Raw genomic sequence first — 13,719 nt, 5'->3', positions numbered from 1 at the left:
CCCCGCCCTGTGTGCGCTGTGCTGTGCCGCCGGCTGCGTGCCTACGGCTTGGGCGTGGCGTGCGGTGCGCAGGTCACGTCCTTGGCGTCGGTCCTGCCGTGCACGAAGTAGGCGTCGACGCGGTCGTTGATGCAGGGGTTGACCTGGCCGGTGACGCCGTGCGAGCCGGCGTCCTTCTCGGTGATCATGCGCGAGCCGGCCAGCCGCCGGTGCAGCTCGACGGCGCCGTCGTACGGCGTCGCGGCGTCCCGGGTGCTCTGCACGATGAGGACGCTGGGCAGGCCCTTGCCGGTCTTGACGTTCACCGGGGTCTGCTGCTTCTCGGGCCAGGTGGCGCAGGGCAGGTTCATCCAGGCGTTGGACCAGGTCATGAACGGTGCCTGCTGGTGGATACGGGTGTTGTCGCGGTCCCAGCGCTGCCAGCTGGTGGGCCACTTGGCGTCGTTGCACTCCACGGCCGTGTAGACCGCGTTGCCGTTCTCCGAGGAGATGTTGCCGGCCTTGTCGCTCATGTCCGGCGCCGCGTTCTCGACCAGCGGCTTCTCGTCACCGGCGACGTACGCGCTCCACGCCTTGGCGACGGTCGCCCACATCGAGTCGTAGTACGGCGCGTTCTGGAAGAAGCCGGTGAGCTCGGCCGGGCCGACCTGGCCGCCGATCGGGGACTTCTTCGCCGTCGCGCGCAGCTTCTCCCACTGGGCCTGGACCTTCTCGGGGGTGTCGCCGAGGTGGTAGGTCGCGTCGTTCTTCGCGACCCACTTCTTCCAGTCGCCCCAGCGGGTCTCGAAGGCGATGTCCTGGTCGAGGTTGGCCTCGTACCAGACCTTCTCGCGCGAGGGGCTCACCACGGAGTCGACGAGCATCCGGCGCACGTGGTCGGGGAAGAGCGTGGCGTAGACGGCGCCGATGTAGGTGCCGTAGGAGACGCCGAGGTAGTTGAGCTTCTTGTCGCCCAGGGCGGCGCGGATGACGTCAAGGTCACGCACGGTGTTGGGCGTCGTCATGTACTTCAGGAGGCTGCCGCTGCGCTCCTTGCAGCCCTCGGCGTACTCCGCCGCGAGCTTGCGCTGGGCGCGCTTGTCGGCCTCGTCGTCCGGGACCGGGTCGGCCTTGGGGGCCTTGACGAACTCCTGCGGGTCCATGCAGGAGATGGGGGACGAGTGGCCGACGCCGCGCGGGTCGAAGCCGACGAAGTCGTAGGCCTTGGCCATCTTCGCGTAGATCGGGTTGTTGGTCGTCACCCGGGTCGGGAAGCGGAGGCCCGAACCGCCGGGGCCGCCGGGGTTGTAGACCAGGGAGCCCTGGCGCTCGTCCTTGGTGCCGGTGCTCTTGGCACGGTCCACCGCGATCTTGATCTTCTTGCCGTCCGGCTTCGCGTAGTCGACCGGCACGGTCACGAAACCGCACTCGATCGGCGCGTTCAGACCCCAGTCCTTGGGACAGGTCTGCCAGTCGATGCCCGCCTTGGCGGCGCGGGCCGCGGCGGTCTGGACGCCGCGGTCCTCGGCCGAGCCGCGCTGGTGGTTCACGCCGGCGCTGGCGGGCGTGGCGGCTATGGCGCCGGCTATGAGCGCGCCGGCCACCAGGCTGCCGGCGGCGCCGAGCGCTGCTGTACGTCTCACGTGGATGATCCCCCTGCATGGTGCGCCACTTGTGGCGGCGATGATCACAGAGCTGCAGGGGGATCCTGTCTCGTACATCCGTCCGATGAAAAGACCGGGCGGCCTATTCTTTACCAACCCGTAGGATTCGCGCCCTCACCAGCCCGCGGGAATCGCGGCCGCGTCCAGCAGCCGCCGGACGGCCAGGGCGTCCGGCGCGACGGCGGTGACCAGAGCCGCGGGCCCGGCGAGCGGGGTGACCACCGCCTGGCCCGCGCCGTCCGGTGCCTCCAGGGTCCGCACCGGCTCGGGCCGCTCCTCGTACGCCGGGTCGACGACGAGCAGCTGGCCGACCGCGCGGTGCCCGGCGAGCACCGCTGCCGAGTCCCACCCGGGCACCCCCGGTCCGTACGCCGTCTCCTGGTCCAGCAGGACCCGGCCGGCGCGGCGGACCGTCAGCCGGGCCCTGAGCCGTCCGGTGTCCTCGCCGGCCCGGCCGAGCACCTGCTCCTCGCGCAGCACCAGCCGGGCGGTGGGCGCGAGGTCCACGGTGGTGGTCTGGATCAGATCGCTGCCGGCCGCGGTGATCAGCGGCTCGGGCAGCCAGTCCAGCCGGGCCCCTTCGGCCACGTCCAGCGCCACGTCGTAGCGGGCCGTTCCCGGGTGGTGGCCGGGCAGCGCGAGGGTCGCGGCCGCCGCGGTGATCCGCAGGTCGCTGCCGGCGCCGGCGGCCGCCTCGACGCGCAGCTGGTCACCGCCCACCGGGGCGCTCATCGCACCGACCACGCAGACCCGGGCCGCGCCGTCGTGGGAGCTGAGCCGGCGCAGGGCCAGCGGGCCGTCGCCGTCCAGGACCGGCAGCCGGGAGGTGCCGTCCGGGCCTGCGACCGCGGTGATGCGGGCGGTGGCGCGCAGCTGCCGGGCGGTGGGCGGCACGCCGGTGGCCGTGGCGGGAGCGGGCGGGGGCGGCGCGAGCGTCATGCCGCGCCCGCGGTCCACTCGGCGATGCGCTCGCGGACCCAGTCGGCGACCGGGGCCACGCCGCCCTCGGACTTGATCGCGGTGAAGACGACGGGGAGTTCGCCGCGCTGCGCCTTGGCGTCCCGCGCCATGGACTCCAGGTCGGAGCCGACGTACGGGGCGAGGTCGGTCTTGTTGACGACGAGCAGGTCGGCGGTGGTGACGCCGGGGCCGCCCTTGCGCGGGATGTCGTCGCCGCCGGCCACGTCGATCACGAAGATCTGGAAGTCGACGAGGCCCTTGGAGAAGGTGGCGGTGAGGTTGTCGCCGCCGGACTCCACGAGGATGAGGTCGAGCGGCCCGACCTCGTCCTCCAGGTCCTCCACGGCCTCCAGGTTGGCGGAGATGTCGTCGCGGATGGCGGTGTGCGGGCAGGCGCCGGTCTCCACGGCGGCGATCCGCTCGGGCGGCAGCACCGCCTCGCGGAGCAGGAATTCGGCGTCCTCGCGGGTGTAGATGTCGTTGGTGACGACGGCGATGGACAGCTCGTCGCGGAGCTTGCGGCACAGCGCCGCCACGGTGGCGGTCTTGCCGGAGCCCACCGGCCCGCCGAGGCCGATGCGCACGGCGCGGCGGCTGCCGTCGGGGCGCTTGGCATCGGCGGCGCTGTAGGTGTGCCGGTGGGGGAACTTCTCGTCGAGGTCGTGGTCGAGGTGCATGGTCACTCCGTGTGGTGCGTAAGTCGTACGGGGGCGGCGCGGCGCTGCGTGCCGTCAGGACGCGAACAGCCGTACCGGCCAGGCGGCGTGCTGCTCGGCGGTGATGTCCAGCAGCGGCGCCGAGCGCGCGGGCAGCGCGCCGGTCCCCTCCCGGGGGACGTGCCCGGCGGCGGCGACGGCCTCGGCCACGACCCGGTCCAGGTCGGGCGCGAGCCGCGCGAGCACCGCTGTCGCGTCGAACGGGTCGAGGCTCAGCAGCCGGACGACGGCGGTCGCCGGGCCGCTCACCGTCTCGTACGCGACGGCGTACGCGGCGTCCTCGGGCGTGAGGCCCGCCGAGCGGGCGGCGAGCCCGAGGACGACCGGCTGGTGCGCGCCCTTGGGGCGGGCCGCGGCGAGCGCGTCCAGCTCGGGCGAGGGCCAGGTCGCGCGGGCAGCCCGCATCATCTGACGGCCGAGCTTGCGGGCGACGGTGCGCAGCGCCGGTACGGGCGTGCGGGCGTCGGCCGCCTCGTCCAGGGCGAGCGGGTCGCAGCCGGCCGCGGCCGCTGCGGCGAGCCCCGCGGCGACCAGTCCGGCGGTGTGCAGCCGGCCGCGGCAGAACTCCTCCAGCTGCCCCGCGTCCTTGATGCGGCCCGCGGCGACGGCCGGTTCGGCCCCGCCGGAGTGCGCGTGCCCTCCGGCGGGGAAGCGGCCGTCGGCGAGGACGAGCAGCGCGGCGCGGCTCATCGGCGGTCCTCCGCCCGGGGTGTGTCGGCGGTGTTCATCAGAAGAGGAAGTACCGCTGGGCCATGGGCAGTTCGGCGGCGGGGTCGGGCTCGACCACCTCGTCGTCGATGGTCACCGTGAAGGTGTCGGGGTCCACCACGACCTTCGGCAGCGCGTCGTTGTTGCGCATGGAGTGCTTGCCGACGCCGCGGGTGGAGCGGATGGCCGTCAGCTCCTTGGCGACTCCGAGCCGGCCGGCCAGCCCGTCCTCGACCGCCTGCTCGGAGACGAAGTTGAGGGAGTTGGCGCCGGGGGCCTTGCCGATCGCGCCGAACATCGGGCGCGGCAGCACGGGCTGCGGGGTGGGGATGGAGGCGTTGGCGTCGCCGATCTGCGCGTACGCGATCTGGCCGCCCTTGAGGACGAGCCGCGGCTTGACGCCGAAGAACGCCGGGTCCCACAGGACGAGGTCGGCGAGCTTGCCGGGCTCGACGGAGCCGACGACGTGGTCGATGCCCTGGGCGATGGCCGGGTTGATGGTGTACTTCGCGACGTACCGCCGTACCCGGTTGTTGTCGGCGGCGCCGTCGCCGGTCAGCGCGCCGCGGCGCTTCTTCATCACGTGCGCGGTCTGCCAGGTGCGCATCACGACCTCGCCGATGCGGCCCATCGCCTGCGCGTCGGAGGACATCATCGAGATGGCGCCCATGTCGTGCAGGATGTCCTCGGCGGCGATGGTCGAGGGGCGGATGCGGGACTCGGCGAAGGCCAGGTCCTCGGGGACCGCGGGGTTGAGGTGGTGGCAGACCATCAGCATGTCGAGGTGTTCCTCGACGGTGTTGACGGTGTGCGGCCGGGTCGGGTTGGTCGAGGCGGGCAGCACGTTCGGCTCCGACACCATGGCGATCATGTCGGGGGCGTGGCCGCCGCCGGCGCCCTCGACGTGGAAGGCGTGGATCGAGCGGCCCGCGATGGCGGCGAGGGTGTCGCCGAGGAAGCCGGCCTCGTTCAGGGTGTCGGTGTGGATCGCGAGCTGGGCGCCGCTCTCCTCGCAGACGTTCAGGCAGGCGTCGATGACGGCCGGGGTGGCGCCCCAGTCCTCGTGGATCTTGAAGCCGAGTACGCCGGCCCGCAGCTGGTCGCGCATGGAGGCGACCGAGGTGGTGTTGCCCTTGCCGAGCAGCCCGACGTTGACGGGGAAGGCGTCCATCGCCTCCAGGAGCCGGGCGACGTGCCAGGAGCCGGGGGTGATGGTGGTGGCCTTGCTGCCCTCGGCCGGGCCGGTACCGCCGCCGATCATGGTGGTGACGCCGGAGGCCAGCGCCTCGGTCGCCTGCTCGGGGCAGATGAAGTGCACGTGGGTGTCGATGGCGCCGGCCGTGAGGATCTTGCCCTGCCCGGCGATGATCTCGGTCTCGGGGCCGATGACCAGGTCGGGGTGGACGCCGTCCATGGTGTCGGGGTTGCCGGCCTTGCCGAGCGCCACGATGCGGCCGTCGCGGATGCCGACGTCGGCCTTGACGATGCCCCAGTGGTCGATCACGACCACGCCGGTGATGACGGTGTCCGGCGCGCCGTCCGCGCGGGAGAGCCGGGACTGGCCCATCGACTCGCGGATGACCTTGCCGCCGCCGAAGACGGTCTCGTCGCCGCTGCGCCCGGGGCCGCCGGACCGGTCCTCGCTGATCTCGATCAGCAGGTCGGTGTCGGCCAGCCGCACCAGGTCGCCCGCCGTGGGGCCGAAGAGGTCGGCGTACGCGGCGCGGGAAAGTTCAGCCATCGAGGGTGCCTCCGGTCTCGCCACGCAGGCCCGCGACGATCCGCTTGCCCCCGAGGGGCACGAGTTCGACCTCGGTGGGGATACCGGGCTCGAAGCGCACGGCAGAGCCGGCGGCGACGTTCAGGCGCTTGCCGTGCGCGGCCGCACGGTCGAAGTCGAGGCCGGGGTTGGCCTCGGCGAAGTGGTAGTGGGAGCCGACCTGCACGGGGCGGTCGGCGACGTTCAGGACGGTCAGGCGCGTGACGGGAAGCCCCTCGTTGAGGCGTACCGGCTCGTCCGCGTAGACGATCTGTCCCGGGATCATCTTCGGCTCTCCTGGGTCAGCTGATCGGGTCGTGGACGGTGACGAGCTTGGTGCCGTCGGGGAAGGTCGCCTCGACCTGGACGTCGTGGATCATCTCGGGGACACCCTCCATGACGTCGTCGCGGGTGAGCACCTTGCGCCCGGAGGACATGAGCTCGGCGACCGTCCGGCCGTCGCGCGCGCCTTCCAGGATGTGCACGGTCAGCAGGGCAATGGCTTCGGGGTGGTTGAGCCGTACGCCGCGGGCCCGGCGCTTTTCGGCAACGTCCGCCGCGACATGAATCATCAGCCGTTCTTGTTCATGCGGAGTCAGTTGCATATTCCACCTCACAATTCTGCGCCCGGACCGCATCAGCCCAGGTCACGGGCGGCGACCCACCCGTATAAGTAGATGTATCACACATTCAACAAAGGAAAAGCAAACTGATCTCCAGATAAGTTCCATGAATCCGTGCGGACTTCGGAGGCTAGCCCCGGCCGATGTCGGCCGCGTTAACCCGGTGAATCCCTTGTTAAATCTGGGGAGTGGGCCCCCGGAAGGCCTTTCCGGCCCATCCCCCACTTCCCCCGAAAGAGACAAAACACACCGTCGGCTCCGGTGCCCGGAACAGCGCGTTCGTTATGCGCTCTTGACTGCCCATCGACAAGTCACGATGCTCATCCCCGCGCGCTCGCACGCCCCACGCGTCGCGTCCGCACGCATGCACAACAGCACGCTCCGCAACACCACCCCCCACACCAGTATCGGAGCCACATCGTGACCCGTTCCGTACGAATACGCCGGGCCGTCCTGGCGGCGGGCGCCTGCACCGCCGTCGCCGCGACGCTCTTCACCGCGGCCGGCGCCCAGGCCGGCACCGCCCCGCAGGCCGCGCCGGACATCCCCGTCTCCGCGGTCAAGGGCGATCTGGACCAGTTCCAGTCCATCGCCGACGCCAACGGCGGCAACCGGGCGCACGGACAGCCCGGCTACAAGGCGTCCGTCGACTACATCAAGGGCAAGCTGGACAAGGCCGGATTCACCACGAAGGTCCAGGAGTTCGACTCCGGGGGCAGCAAGGGCTACAACCTCATCGCCGACTGGCCCGGCGGCGACGAGGGCAAGACGGTGATGGCCGGCGCACACCTGGACTCCGTCGACGAGGGCCCGGGCATCAACGACAACGGCTCCGGCTCGGCCGGCATCCTCGAGGTCGCCCTCGCGGTCGCCAAGGCGGACCTCAAGCCCGCCAAGCACCTGCGGTTCGCCTGGTGGGGCGCCGAGGAGCTGGGCATGGTCGGCTCGACGCACTACGTGGAAGGGCTGGCCGACGCCGACCGCGCGAAGTTCGACTCCTACCTGAACTTCGACATGATCGGCTCGCCCAACCCCGGCTACTTCGTCTACGACGACGACCCGCGCCTGGAGAAGGTCTTCAAGGACTGGTACGCGAGCAAGGACATCGCCACGGAGAAGGAGACCGAGGGCGACGGCCGCTCCGACCACGCGCCGTTCAAGGACGCCGGCATCCCCGTCGGCGGCCTCTTCTCCGGCGCGGACTACAAGAAGACCGCGGAACAGGCCAAGAACTGGGGCGGCACCGAGGGCAAGGCCTTCGACGCCTGCTACCACCAGTCCTGCGACACGTCGGAGAACATCGACGACAAGGCGCTGGACACCAACACCGACGCCATCGCGCACGCGGTCTGGGAGCTCAGCTCCTGACGCCCGCGCGTCCCGCGGGCCGGCTCAGCCGCTGACCCGCCTCACTTCCCGTGGCCCGGTCGCCGATCCCCGGCGGCCGGGCCGCGGTGCTCGGCGGCGATGCCGAACCGCCGGCGTTCGCCCGCAGCGGACTGCGGCAGCTCCCGGACCGCCGAGACGGTGCTGATGACCTCCTCATCGGCGGCCGCCTCCGCCCGGTCGAGCTCTTCGAGTCTGCGCAGGTCAGCCGCGGAGACCAACCCCACCAGAGGCTTGCCGTGGCGCGTGACGACCACGCGCTCGGAGCCGTAGACGACGCGGTTGATCAGATCCGCGAGCTCCGCCCGGGCTTGCGTCACCGGAATCTCGTAGGTCATGCTCCCCATTCTAACGGGATGTACGTCCTGTACATTTTTTACAAACGAAGAGTGAGGAGCTCCCTCATGCGCGCACCCATGGCCCGCTACGTCCTTCCGGAGTTCACCGAGCGCACGACCCACGGCGTCCGCACGCTCGACCCGTACTCCAAACTGCTCGAGGAGCGCATCGTCTTCCTCGGCACCCCGATCGACGACACCGCGGCCAACGACGTCATGGCTCAGCTGCTCCACCTCGAACACGCCGCGCCCGAGCGGGACATCTCGCTCTACATCAACTCCCCCGGCGGCTCGTTCACCGCGATGACCGCGATCTACGACACGATGCAGTACGTCACCAGCCCCATCGAGACGGTCTGCCTCGGCCAGGCCGCCTCGGCAGCGGCCGTCCTGCTCGCCGCCGGCCACCCCGGCCGCCGCCTCGTCCTCCCCGGCGCCCGCGTCCTCATCCACCAGCCCTCCGTCAGCGAACCGATCGAGGGCCAGATCACCGACCTCGACCTGCAGGCCCGCGAACTGCAGCGCACCCGCGCGCTCCTGGAGGAGCTGCTCGCCCGGCACACCGGCCGGACCCGCGAGCAGATCAGCGCCGACATCGAGCGCGACAAGATCCTCAACGCCGAGGAGGCGGTGGCGTACGGGCTGGTCGACGGCCTCACCCGCGGCCGCAAGACCTCGGCCCTCGCGAGGTGAGGTGATGGCAGCCCTGCCTCCCGAGCTGCCGCCGCTGCCCGCGCTGACCCGGGCCGAAGGCGCCGTCATCGACAGCTACCTCCAGGTCCTGGACCTGCTGGGACGGATCAACCCGGCGCGCGGCGACGGGACGTACCGGGGCCTGCGTGCCGCGCAGGCCCTCGTGGGCCGGGCGACCGCGCTGCGGGACGCCCTGGCGCTGATGCACGAGCGCGGTGAGACGGAACTGCACGCCGAAACGCTCACCCGGGCACTGCGGGTGCTGGACGGGGAGCGGCGGGCCCGTCTCGTCGCCGTCCCACCGCCTGCTGAGGAATGACGGGAGGACTCCGTTCCCCATGGTGTCGGGGCTCCGATCGGACTACCCCCAACGGTGTACTCCCGTGTGCGACCGGCGCGGGGCACGACTTGCGCGCCGCGCCGACGTGTCGGGTTGCGGACCGTACGACGGCCCCGGTGCGGGGGTGCGTACGACGGTCGGCCCGCTCGACGCAGGGCGGCTGTCCACCCGGTTGGATCAAGCGTGACGACCCTCACACCAGGCATGTTCCCCTCGGGATTCACCGGTGCCCTGCGCAACCATCCCTCCGACGACAAGCCCCCGCCGCAGCGGCGGGGCGGTCCGGGCGGACGCCGAATCCTGCCGCCGTACCCGGACGTCTGGTCGAGAGACGTGGATCGGCAGGAGCGGAGGACCCGAGCACGACGGGGCTGCCGGCCGGCTGCGGAAGCGGCCGGGGGTCCCTTGGGGTGAAGCCGGCGCCGCCTTCGGGCGGCGGTCGTCCGGCCGGGCATCTTCGCCTGCCCGAACCCGACAGGTCTTCCTTCGCAGGCGGCTGACGAAGGAGTGCGCATGACTGCGCGCGATCATCATCCCGCTCTTCGCCTCCCCGCCGCGGTGTCCCGTGCCGCGGCCGTCTCGGCGCTCACCCTGGCGCTGATGGGAGGCGGAGGGCTGGTCCCCGGCAGCACGGCGGACGCCTCGGCGGCCACCCCGGCGTCCGCCGTCACCGCGGCCTCGTCCGGGTCCGGCCAGAAGGCGCTGCGCGTCGCGGCGTCGAAGAAGGGCGCACCGTACAAGTGGGGGGCGACGGGGCCGCACCGGTTCGACTGCTCGGGGCTGACGCAGTACGCGTTCAAGCGCGCGGGGAAGCGGCTGCCGCGTACGGCCGACTCCCAGTACCGGCACGTACGGCACGTCAAGGCATCCTCCCGCAAGCGGGGTGACCTGGTCTTCTTCCACTCGGGCCGGTACGTGTACCACGTGGGCATCTACGCCGGTAAGGGCCGCATGTGGCACGCGCCCAAGCCGGGTGCCTCGGTACGCAAGGAGCGCATCTGGACGCGCAGCGTCTGGTACGGACGCGCGTGACGCGACGGGTGGAGGCGGGCGGGCGCCCGTCCGCCTCCACCCGGAGCGCGGTCACGGAACCGCCGCCGGGTGTCCTGACCACCCGTTAACCTCCCGCCGTGACCACCGACTTGGCCAAGATCCTCACCGCCGCGGCCAGAGGCGCCTTCCCGCCCGCCGACGGCGGCGTCACCGTCCTGCCGCCCGCCTCACCGCGCGACCACGGCGTCCTCTCCTTCACGGGCTGCGCCTACGTGTGCGCCGACGTCTCCCCCGCCTGGGTGCGGGACCGCCTCCCGCCGGGCGACCTCGGGGCGCCGCTCAGCCCCGCGTTCCTCGCCGCGCTGGCGGACCGCACCGGACGCCATGTCGAGAACGTCGACCTGCTCACCGTCGCCGAACCGCTGCCCGGCCCGCCGCCACTCCCCTTGCGGGAAGCCGAGGGAGCGGACCATCCCCGTGTCGCGCGGGCACTGCGTCACCGGGACGGGGTGCGGGCCTGGATCACCGAAGGCGGCGACGGCGCCGGTGCCGCGGGTGCCGGGACGATGGTGACCGGCCGTGGCGTGGCCGGCCGCCGGGAGATCGCGTTCGAGGTGGCGGAGTCCGCGCGCGGGCGTGGGCTCGGCCGGCGGCTCGCGGTGGCGGCCCGCCATCTCTCGCCGCCCGGTGAGCCCGTCTGGGCACAGGTCGCGCCGGCGAACGCGGCCAGCGTGCGGGCGCTGCTCGCCGCCGGGTTCGTGCCCGTCGGCGCCGAGGCGCTGCTCACGCGTGCCCCATTCTGACCTCTACGGCGCAGGCGTCCCGCCGGCCGCGTCCGGGGGCGAATGATCTCGGCCGCATCCGGTGCGGCGGCTCACTCCTCCGCGTGCCGCGGCGCGAGCGGCACCACCTGGCCCGGCCAGGGGAGTTCGGCCCAGACGGTCTTGCCGCCGTCCCCGGTCGGCACGACGGTGATCTTCCCGCCGCTCTCCGCGACGAGGGACCTGATGATGATCAGCCCGCGGCCGTTGTCCTGCTGGACGGCGGCCGGCAGCCGGCGCGGCATGCGGGGGTGGCCGTCGGTGACGCCGATGCGCAGGAGCTCGTGCCGGTCGAGGCGGAGCACGACGGTGAAGGACGGGGACCGGCCGAAGGTGTGGACGACGGCGTTGGTGGCCAGCTCGGAGACGATCAGCTGCACGGTGCCGAGGAGTTCGGCGCGGTCGGGCGCCTCCGTGTCACCCCACTCGGCGAGGACTCCAGTAACGTATCTGCGCGCCGTGGGTACGGACTCCGGCGCGCTCGGCAGGGTCAGTGATGCTTCCTGGTGATCTGCCATCGCCGCGCCGTCCCTTTCCCGTCCGAGGCCGTCTTACCGCTGGGCAGCGGCATGATCAGGTCCGAAAATCGGCCCCGTGCCGCTGGTTTGCGCCAGACTGCCACTCATGCTGCCCCTGCCGTGAGCCATCCACCAAGATATGCATATATCTGTCGCCCGAAGCGGTGAACTCTGCGACGCGAGACCGTATTTGGGCGGCACACTGACGCATCGGTGTCAGTTATGACGAGTCGCGGTTATCCGTGAGGAGGGTTCATGCACCACGGTCCCGCAGTGCGCCGTCGCAAGCTCGGTGCGGAGTTGAGGCGCCGTCGGAATCTGGCCGGGCTCACCAGCGGCGAAGCCGCCCGTCTGGTGGGCTGGCACCAGTCGAAGGTGAGCCGGATCGAGACCGGCCGGAGCGGAGTGCGTCCGGCCGACGTGGAACGGCTCCTGGACGCGTACAACGTGCACGACGAGGAGTCCCGTGCGCTGCTGGCCGCGCTGTGCGGCCAGGACGCGGGCGGCGGGGGCGGCGGTGATGCGGGGCGCGGCTGGTGGCACACCTACCGCGACCTGCTGCCGCCGGCGTACCGCGACTTCATCAGCCTGGAGGCCGGCGCCTCGCACGCGCGGACGCTGGAGACCACCGTCGTACCGGGTCTGCTGCAGACCCCGGACTACGCGCGGGCCGTCACGCGGGCCGCGCTGGCCGACCTGCCGCAGAGCAGAATCGATGCACTGGTCGACGTCCGCATAGCCCGTCAGAGTGTGCTGGACGGCGATTCTCCGCTGAATCTTTCGGCCGTACTGGACGAGGCCGTACTACGCCGTCCGGCGGGTGGTCCGGACGTGATGAAGGCCCAATTGCGGCATCTGCTCGATGTCATGGAACTGCCGCACGTGCGGCTGCAGGTGCTGCCGTTTGCGGCCGGTGTCCACATCGGCATCACCGGCCCTTTCGTTATCTTCTCCTTTCCGCTCATTGCTGACTTGGATGTGGTGGTTCTCGACCATTTGACGAGTAGCCTCTACCTCGAACGCAAAGAGGACCTCAGGGCGTACAGCGATGCATTCGACACGCTGCGGGGGCACGCCCTCTCATGCGAGGAATCATCGGCTTTGATTGCCCGGATCGCAGATGCCTGACGGCCTGGTCCGGGCGCGTTGAGGAGGCACCACATGACGGCATCGCCGCGGTACGTACCCGCCAGCACCGCCCTTGCGGGCGTGTGCTGGGTGCGCAGCACGCGCAGCACGGGAATGAACAACTGCGTCGAGACCGCCCGGGTCAACGGTGAAACTCTCGCCGTGCGCGACTCGAAGGACATTTCGGGACCCGCGTTGCTGTTCGCAGTCCCCGCTTGGCAGGCATTCGTCGACGCCTTGCACCCCGGCCGGACCACAAAGGCGGTCTGATCCGGACACCTTTGAGGAACCGGTTCAAGAATAAAATTCGACGACCGGTTTCATGAAAATAGTTCAGGCGGTCGGCGCGGTCGAAAGGATCGCGCCGACCGCTTCATCCATCTGGCGTTCGGTCAGATCTCCGCGGGCCGTGAGCCGCAGCCGCGAAATACCGTCCGGAACGGACGGCGGACGGAAACAGCCGACCCGCACACCCGCGGCCCGGCAGTCCGCCGCCCACCGCACGGCCTGCTCCGGCGAGGGCGCCCGTACGGACACCACGGCGGCGTCCGGGAGCACCGCGGCCAGCCCGGCGGCCGTCAGCCGCCGGTGCAGCTCGCGGGCCACCGCACGGGCCCGCTCGGCGCGCCCCGGCTCCCGGCGGAGCAACTGGAGCGCGGCGAGCGCGCCCCCGGCGGCGGCCGGCGCCAGCCCCGTGTCGAAGATGAACGTCCGCGCCGTGTTGACCAGATGCTCGATCACCTTCGCCGGACCGAGCACCGCACCGCCCTGACTGCCCAGGGACTTGGAGAGGGTCATCGTGGCCACCACGTCCCGGTCCCCCGCCAGCCCCGCGGCCCACAGCGCGCCCCGGCCGCCCTCCCCCAGGACGCCCAGCCCGTGCGCGTCGTCCACCAGCAGCGCGGCACCGTGCGCGCGGCAGGCGGCCGCGTACGCCGTCAGCGGGGCGGCGTCCCCGTCCACCGAGAACACCGAGTCCGAGACGACGACCGCACGCCCGTCGTGGTCCGCTTCGGCGCGGGCCGCGTCCAGCGTCTTGTGCACCGCCTCGGGGTCGCTGTGCGGCACCACGGCCGTACGCGCCCGGGAAAGG

The 13,719-nt window shown here is 71.7% G+C and carries 17 protein-coding genes; 7 read left to right on the top strand and 10 right to left on the bottom strand.

Annotation, left to right across the window (positions count from 1 at the left end; all coding sequences use genetic code 11):
* Positions 1–41 precede the first annotated feature (41 nt).
* The 7 genes from C3486_RS24440 to C3486_RS24410 all read right to left on the bottom strand — a co-directional run bounded on the left by C3486_RS24440 (position 42) and on the right by C3486_RS24410 (position 6,391).
* On the bottom strand, positions 42–1,622 hold the full coding sequence (locus C3486_RS24440) for an alpha/beta hydrolase (protein ID WP_103834910.1): 1,581 nt from the start codon (positions 1,620–1,622) through the stop codon (positions 42–44).
* Positions 1,623–1,757: 135 nt separating this feature from the next.
* Positions 1,758–2,582 (bottom strand): urease accessory protein UreD, encoded by an 825-nt coding sequence (locus C3486_RS24435; RefSeq protein ID WP_103834938.1) that lies wholly within the window; start codon positions 2,580–2,582, stop codon positions 1,758–1,760.
* Entirely contained in the window at positions 2,579–3,280 is a 702-nt protein-coding gene (ureG, locus tag C3486_RS24430; protein WP_103834909.1) for an urease accessory protein UreG, read from the bottom strand. The genes C3486_RS24435 and ureG overlap by 4 nt, the downstream gene beginning before the upstream one ends.
* Before the next feature lie 54 nt (positions 3,281–3,334).
* The gene (locus C3486_RS24425) at positions 3,335–4,009 is read right to left on the bottom strand and encodes an urease accessory protein UreF (RefSeq protein WP_103834908.1); all 675 of its coding nucleotides are present in this window, start codon (positions 4,007–4,009) and stop codon (positions 3,335–3,337) included.
* Between the two features lie 37 nt (positions 4,010–4,046).
* Complete coding sequence (locus tag C3486_RS24420; RefSeq protein ID WP_103834907.1) at positions 4,047–5,768, bottom strand: urease subunit alpha; 1,722 nt, start codon at positions 5,766–5,768, stop codon at positions 4,047–4,049.
* Positions 5,761–6,072 (bottom strand): urease subunit beta, encoded by a 312-nt coding sequence (locus C3486_RS24415; protein WP_103834906.1) that lies wholly within the window; start codon positions 6,070–6,072, stop codon positions 5,761–5,763. The genes C3486_RS24420 and C3486_RS24415 overlap by 8 nt, the downstream gene beginning before the upstream one ends.
* 16 nt (positions 6,073–6,088) lie before the next feature.
* Positions 6,089–6,391 carry an urease subunit gamma gene (locus tag C3486_RS24410; protein ID WP_030608360.1) on the bottom strand — a complete coding sequence of 101 codons (303 nt, stop codon included), beginning with the start codon at positions 6,389–6,391 and terminating at the stop codon, positions 6,089–6,091.
* A gap of 438 nt (positions 6,392–6,829) precedes the next feature.
* On the opposite strand from C3486_RS24410, the gene C3486_RS24405 reads away from it, so the two are divergent.
* Positions 6,830–7,777 (top strand): M28 family metallopeptidase, encoded by a 948-nt coding sequence (locus tag C3486_RS24405; protein WP_103834905.1) that lies wholly within the window; start codon positions 6,830–6,832, stop codon positions 7,775–7,777.
* A 41-nt stretch (positions 7,778–7,818) separates the two neighbouring features.
* Here C3486_RS24405 and C3486_RS24400 read toward each other — a convergent pair whose 3' ends face one another.
* Positions 7,819–8,133 carry a type II toxin-antitoxin system Phd/YefM family antitoxin gene (locus tag C3486_RS24400; protein WP_103834904.1) on the bottom strand — a complete coding sequence of 105 codons (315 nt, stop codon included), beginning with the start codon at positions 8,131–8,133 and terminating at the stop codon, positions 7,819–7,821.
* A gap of 66 nt (positions 8,134–8,199) precedes the next feature.
* Between C3486_RS24400 and C3486_RS24395 the strand changes: the two genes are divergently transcribed.
* The 4 genes from C3486_RS24395 (at position 8,200) to C3486_RS24380 (ending at position 10,962) form a co-directional block, all read left to right on the top strand.
* Positions 8,200–8,826, top strand: a complete 627-nt coding sequence (locus tag C3486_RS24395; RefSeq protein ID WP_103834903.1) for an ATP-dependent Clp protease proteolytic subunit — start codon at positions 8,200–8,202, stop codon at positions 8,824–8,826.
* Between the two features lie 4 nt (positions 8,827–8,830).
* Positions 8,831–9,145, top strand: coding sequence for a hypothetical protein (locus tag C3486_RS24390; protein ID WP_103834937.1), 315 nt, complete (start codon positions 8,831–8,833; stop codon positions 9,143–9,145).
* 534 nt (positions 9,146–9,679) lie between these two features.
* Entirely contained in the window at positions 9,680–10,198 is a 519-nt protein-coding gene (locus C3486_RS24385; protein ID WP_103834902.1) for a C40 family peptidase, read from the top strand.
* A 98-nt stretch (positions 10,199–10,296) separates the two neighbouring features.
* Positions 10,297–10,962 (top strand): GNAT family N-acetyltransferase, encoded by a 666-nt coding sequence (locus C3486_RS24380; protein ID WP_103834901.1) that lies wholly within the window; start codon positions 10,297–10,299, stop codon positions 10,960–10,962.
* 71 nt (positions 10,963–11,033) lie between these two features.
* Here C3486_RS24380 and C3486_RS24375 read toward each other — a convergent pair whose 3' ends face one another.
* Entirely contained in the window at positions 11,034–11,498 is a 465-nt protein-coding gene (locus tag C3486_RS24375) for an ATP-binding protein (RefSeq protein WP_103834900.1), read from the bottom strand.
* Between the two features lie 255 nt (positions 11,499–11,753).
* Between C3486_RS24375 and C3486_RS24370 the strand changes: the two genes are divergently transcribed.
* Positions 11,754–12,626, top strand: a complete 873-nt coding sequence (locus C3486_RS24370) for a helix-turn-helix transcriptional regulator (protein ID WP_103834899.1) — start codon at positions 11,754–11,756, stop codon at positions 12,624–12,626.
* 33 nt (positions 12,627–12,659) lie between these two features.
* Entirely contained in the window at positions 12,660–12,896 is a 237-nt protein-coding gene (locus tag C3486_RS24365; protein WP_103834898.1) for a DUF397 domain-containing protein, read from the top strand.
* Positions 12,897–12,959: 63 nt separating this feature from the next.
* On the opposite strand, the gene C3486_RS24360 is transcribed toward C3486_RS24365, so the two are convergent.
* Positions 12,960–13,719: aminotransferase class I/II-fold pyridoxal phosphate-dependent enzyme (locus tag C3486_RS24360; protein WP_146075051.1), on the bottom strand; the 760-nt coding region annotated here is incomplete at its 5' end.

The organism is Streptomyces sp. Ru73 (assembly GCF_002920575.1).
GTDB lineage: Bacteria > Actinomycetota > Actinomycetes > Streptomycetales > Streptomycetaceae > Streptomyces.
This window is presented reverse-complemented; position numbering and strand designations above follow the sequence as displayed.

Excerpts from the sequence above, each read along its gene's own strand:
- C3486_RS24435 (WP_103834938.1), bottom strand. The coding sequence starts at position 2,582 with ATGACGCTCGCGCCGCCCCCGCCCGCTCCCGCCACGGCCACCGGCGTG.
- ureG (WP_103834909.1), bottom strand. The coding sequence starts at position 3,280 with ATGCACCTCGACCACGACCTCGACGAGAAGTTCCCCCACCGGCACACC.
- C3486_RS24425 (WP_103834908.1), bottom strand. The coding sequence starts at position 4,009 with ATGAGCCGCGCCGCGCTGCTCGTCCTCGCCGACGGCCGCTTCCCCGCC.
- C3486_RS24420 (WP_103834907.1), bottom strand. The coding sequence starts at position 5,768 with ATGGCTGAACTTTCCCGCGCCGCGTACGCCGACCTCTTCGGCCCCACG.
- C3486_RS24415 (WP_103834906.1), bottom strand. The coding sequence starts at position 6,072 with ATGATCCCGGGACAGATCGTCTACGCGGACGAGCCGGTACGCCTCAAC.
- C3486_RS24410 (WP_030608360.1), bottom strand. The coding sequence starts at position 6,391 with ATGCAACTGACTCCGCATGAACAAGAACGGCTGATGATTCATGTCGCG.
- C3486_RS24400 (WP_103834904.1), bottom strand. The coding sequence starts at position 8,133 with ATGACCTACGAGATTCCGGTGACGCAAGCCCGGGCGGAGCTCGCGGAT.
- C3486_RS24395 (WP_103834903.1), top strand. The coding sequence starts at position 8,200 with ATGCGCGCACCCATGGCCCGCTACGTCCTTCCGGAGTTCACCGAGCGC.
- C3486_RS24390 (WP_103834937.1), top strand. The coding sequence starts at position 8,831 with ATGGCAGCCCTGCCTCCCGAGCTGCCGCCGCTGCCCGCGCTGACCCGG.
- C3486_RS24385 (WP_103834902.1), top strand. The coding sequence starts at position 9,680 with ATGACTGCGCGCGATCATCATCCCGCTCTTCGCCTCCCCGCCGCGGTG.
- C3486_RS24375 (WP_103834900.1), bottom strand. The coding sequence starts at position 11,498 with ATGGCAGATCACCAGGAAGCATCACTGACCCTGCCGAGCGCGCCGGAG.
- C3486_RS24370 (WP_103834899.1), top strand. The coding sequence starts at position 11,754 with ATGCACCACGGTCCCGCAGTGCGCCGTCGCAAGCTCGGTGCGGAGTTG.
- C3486_RS24365 (WP_103834898.1), top strand. The coding sequence starts at position 12,660 with ATGACGGCATCGCCGCGGTACGTACCCGCCAGCACCGCCCTTGCGGGC.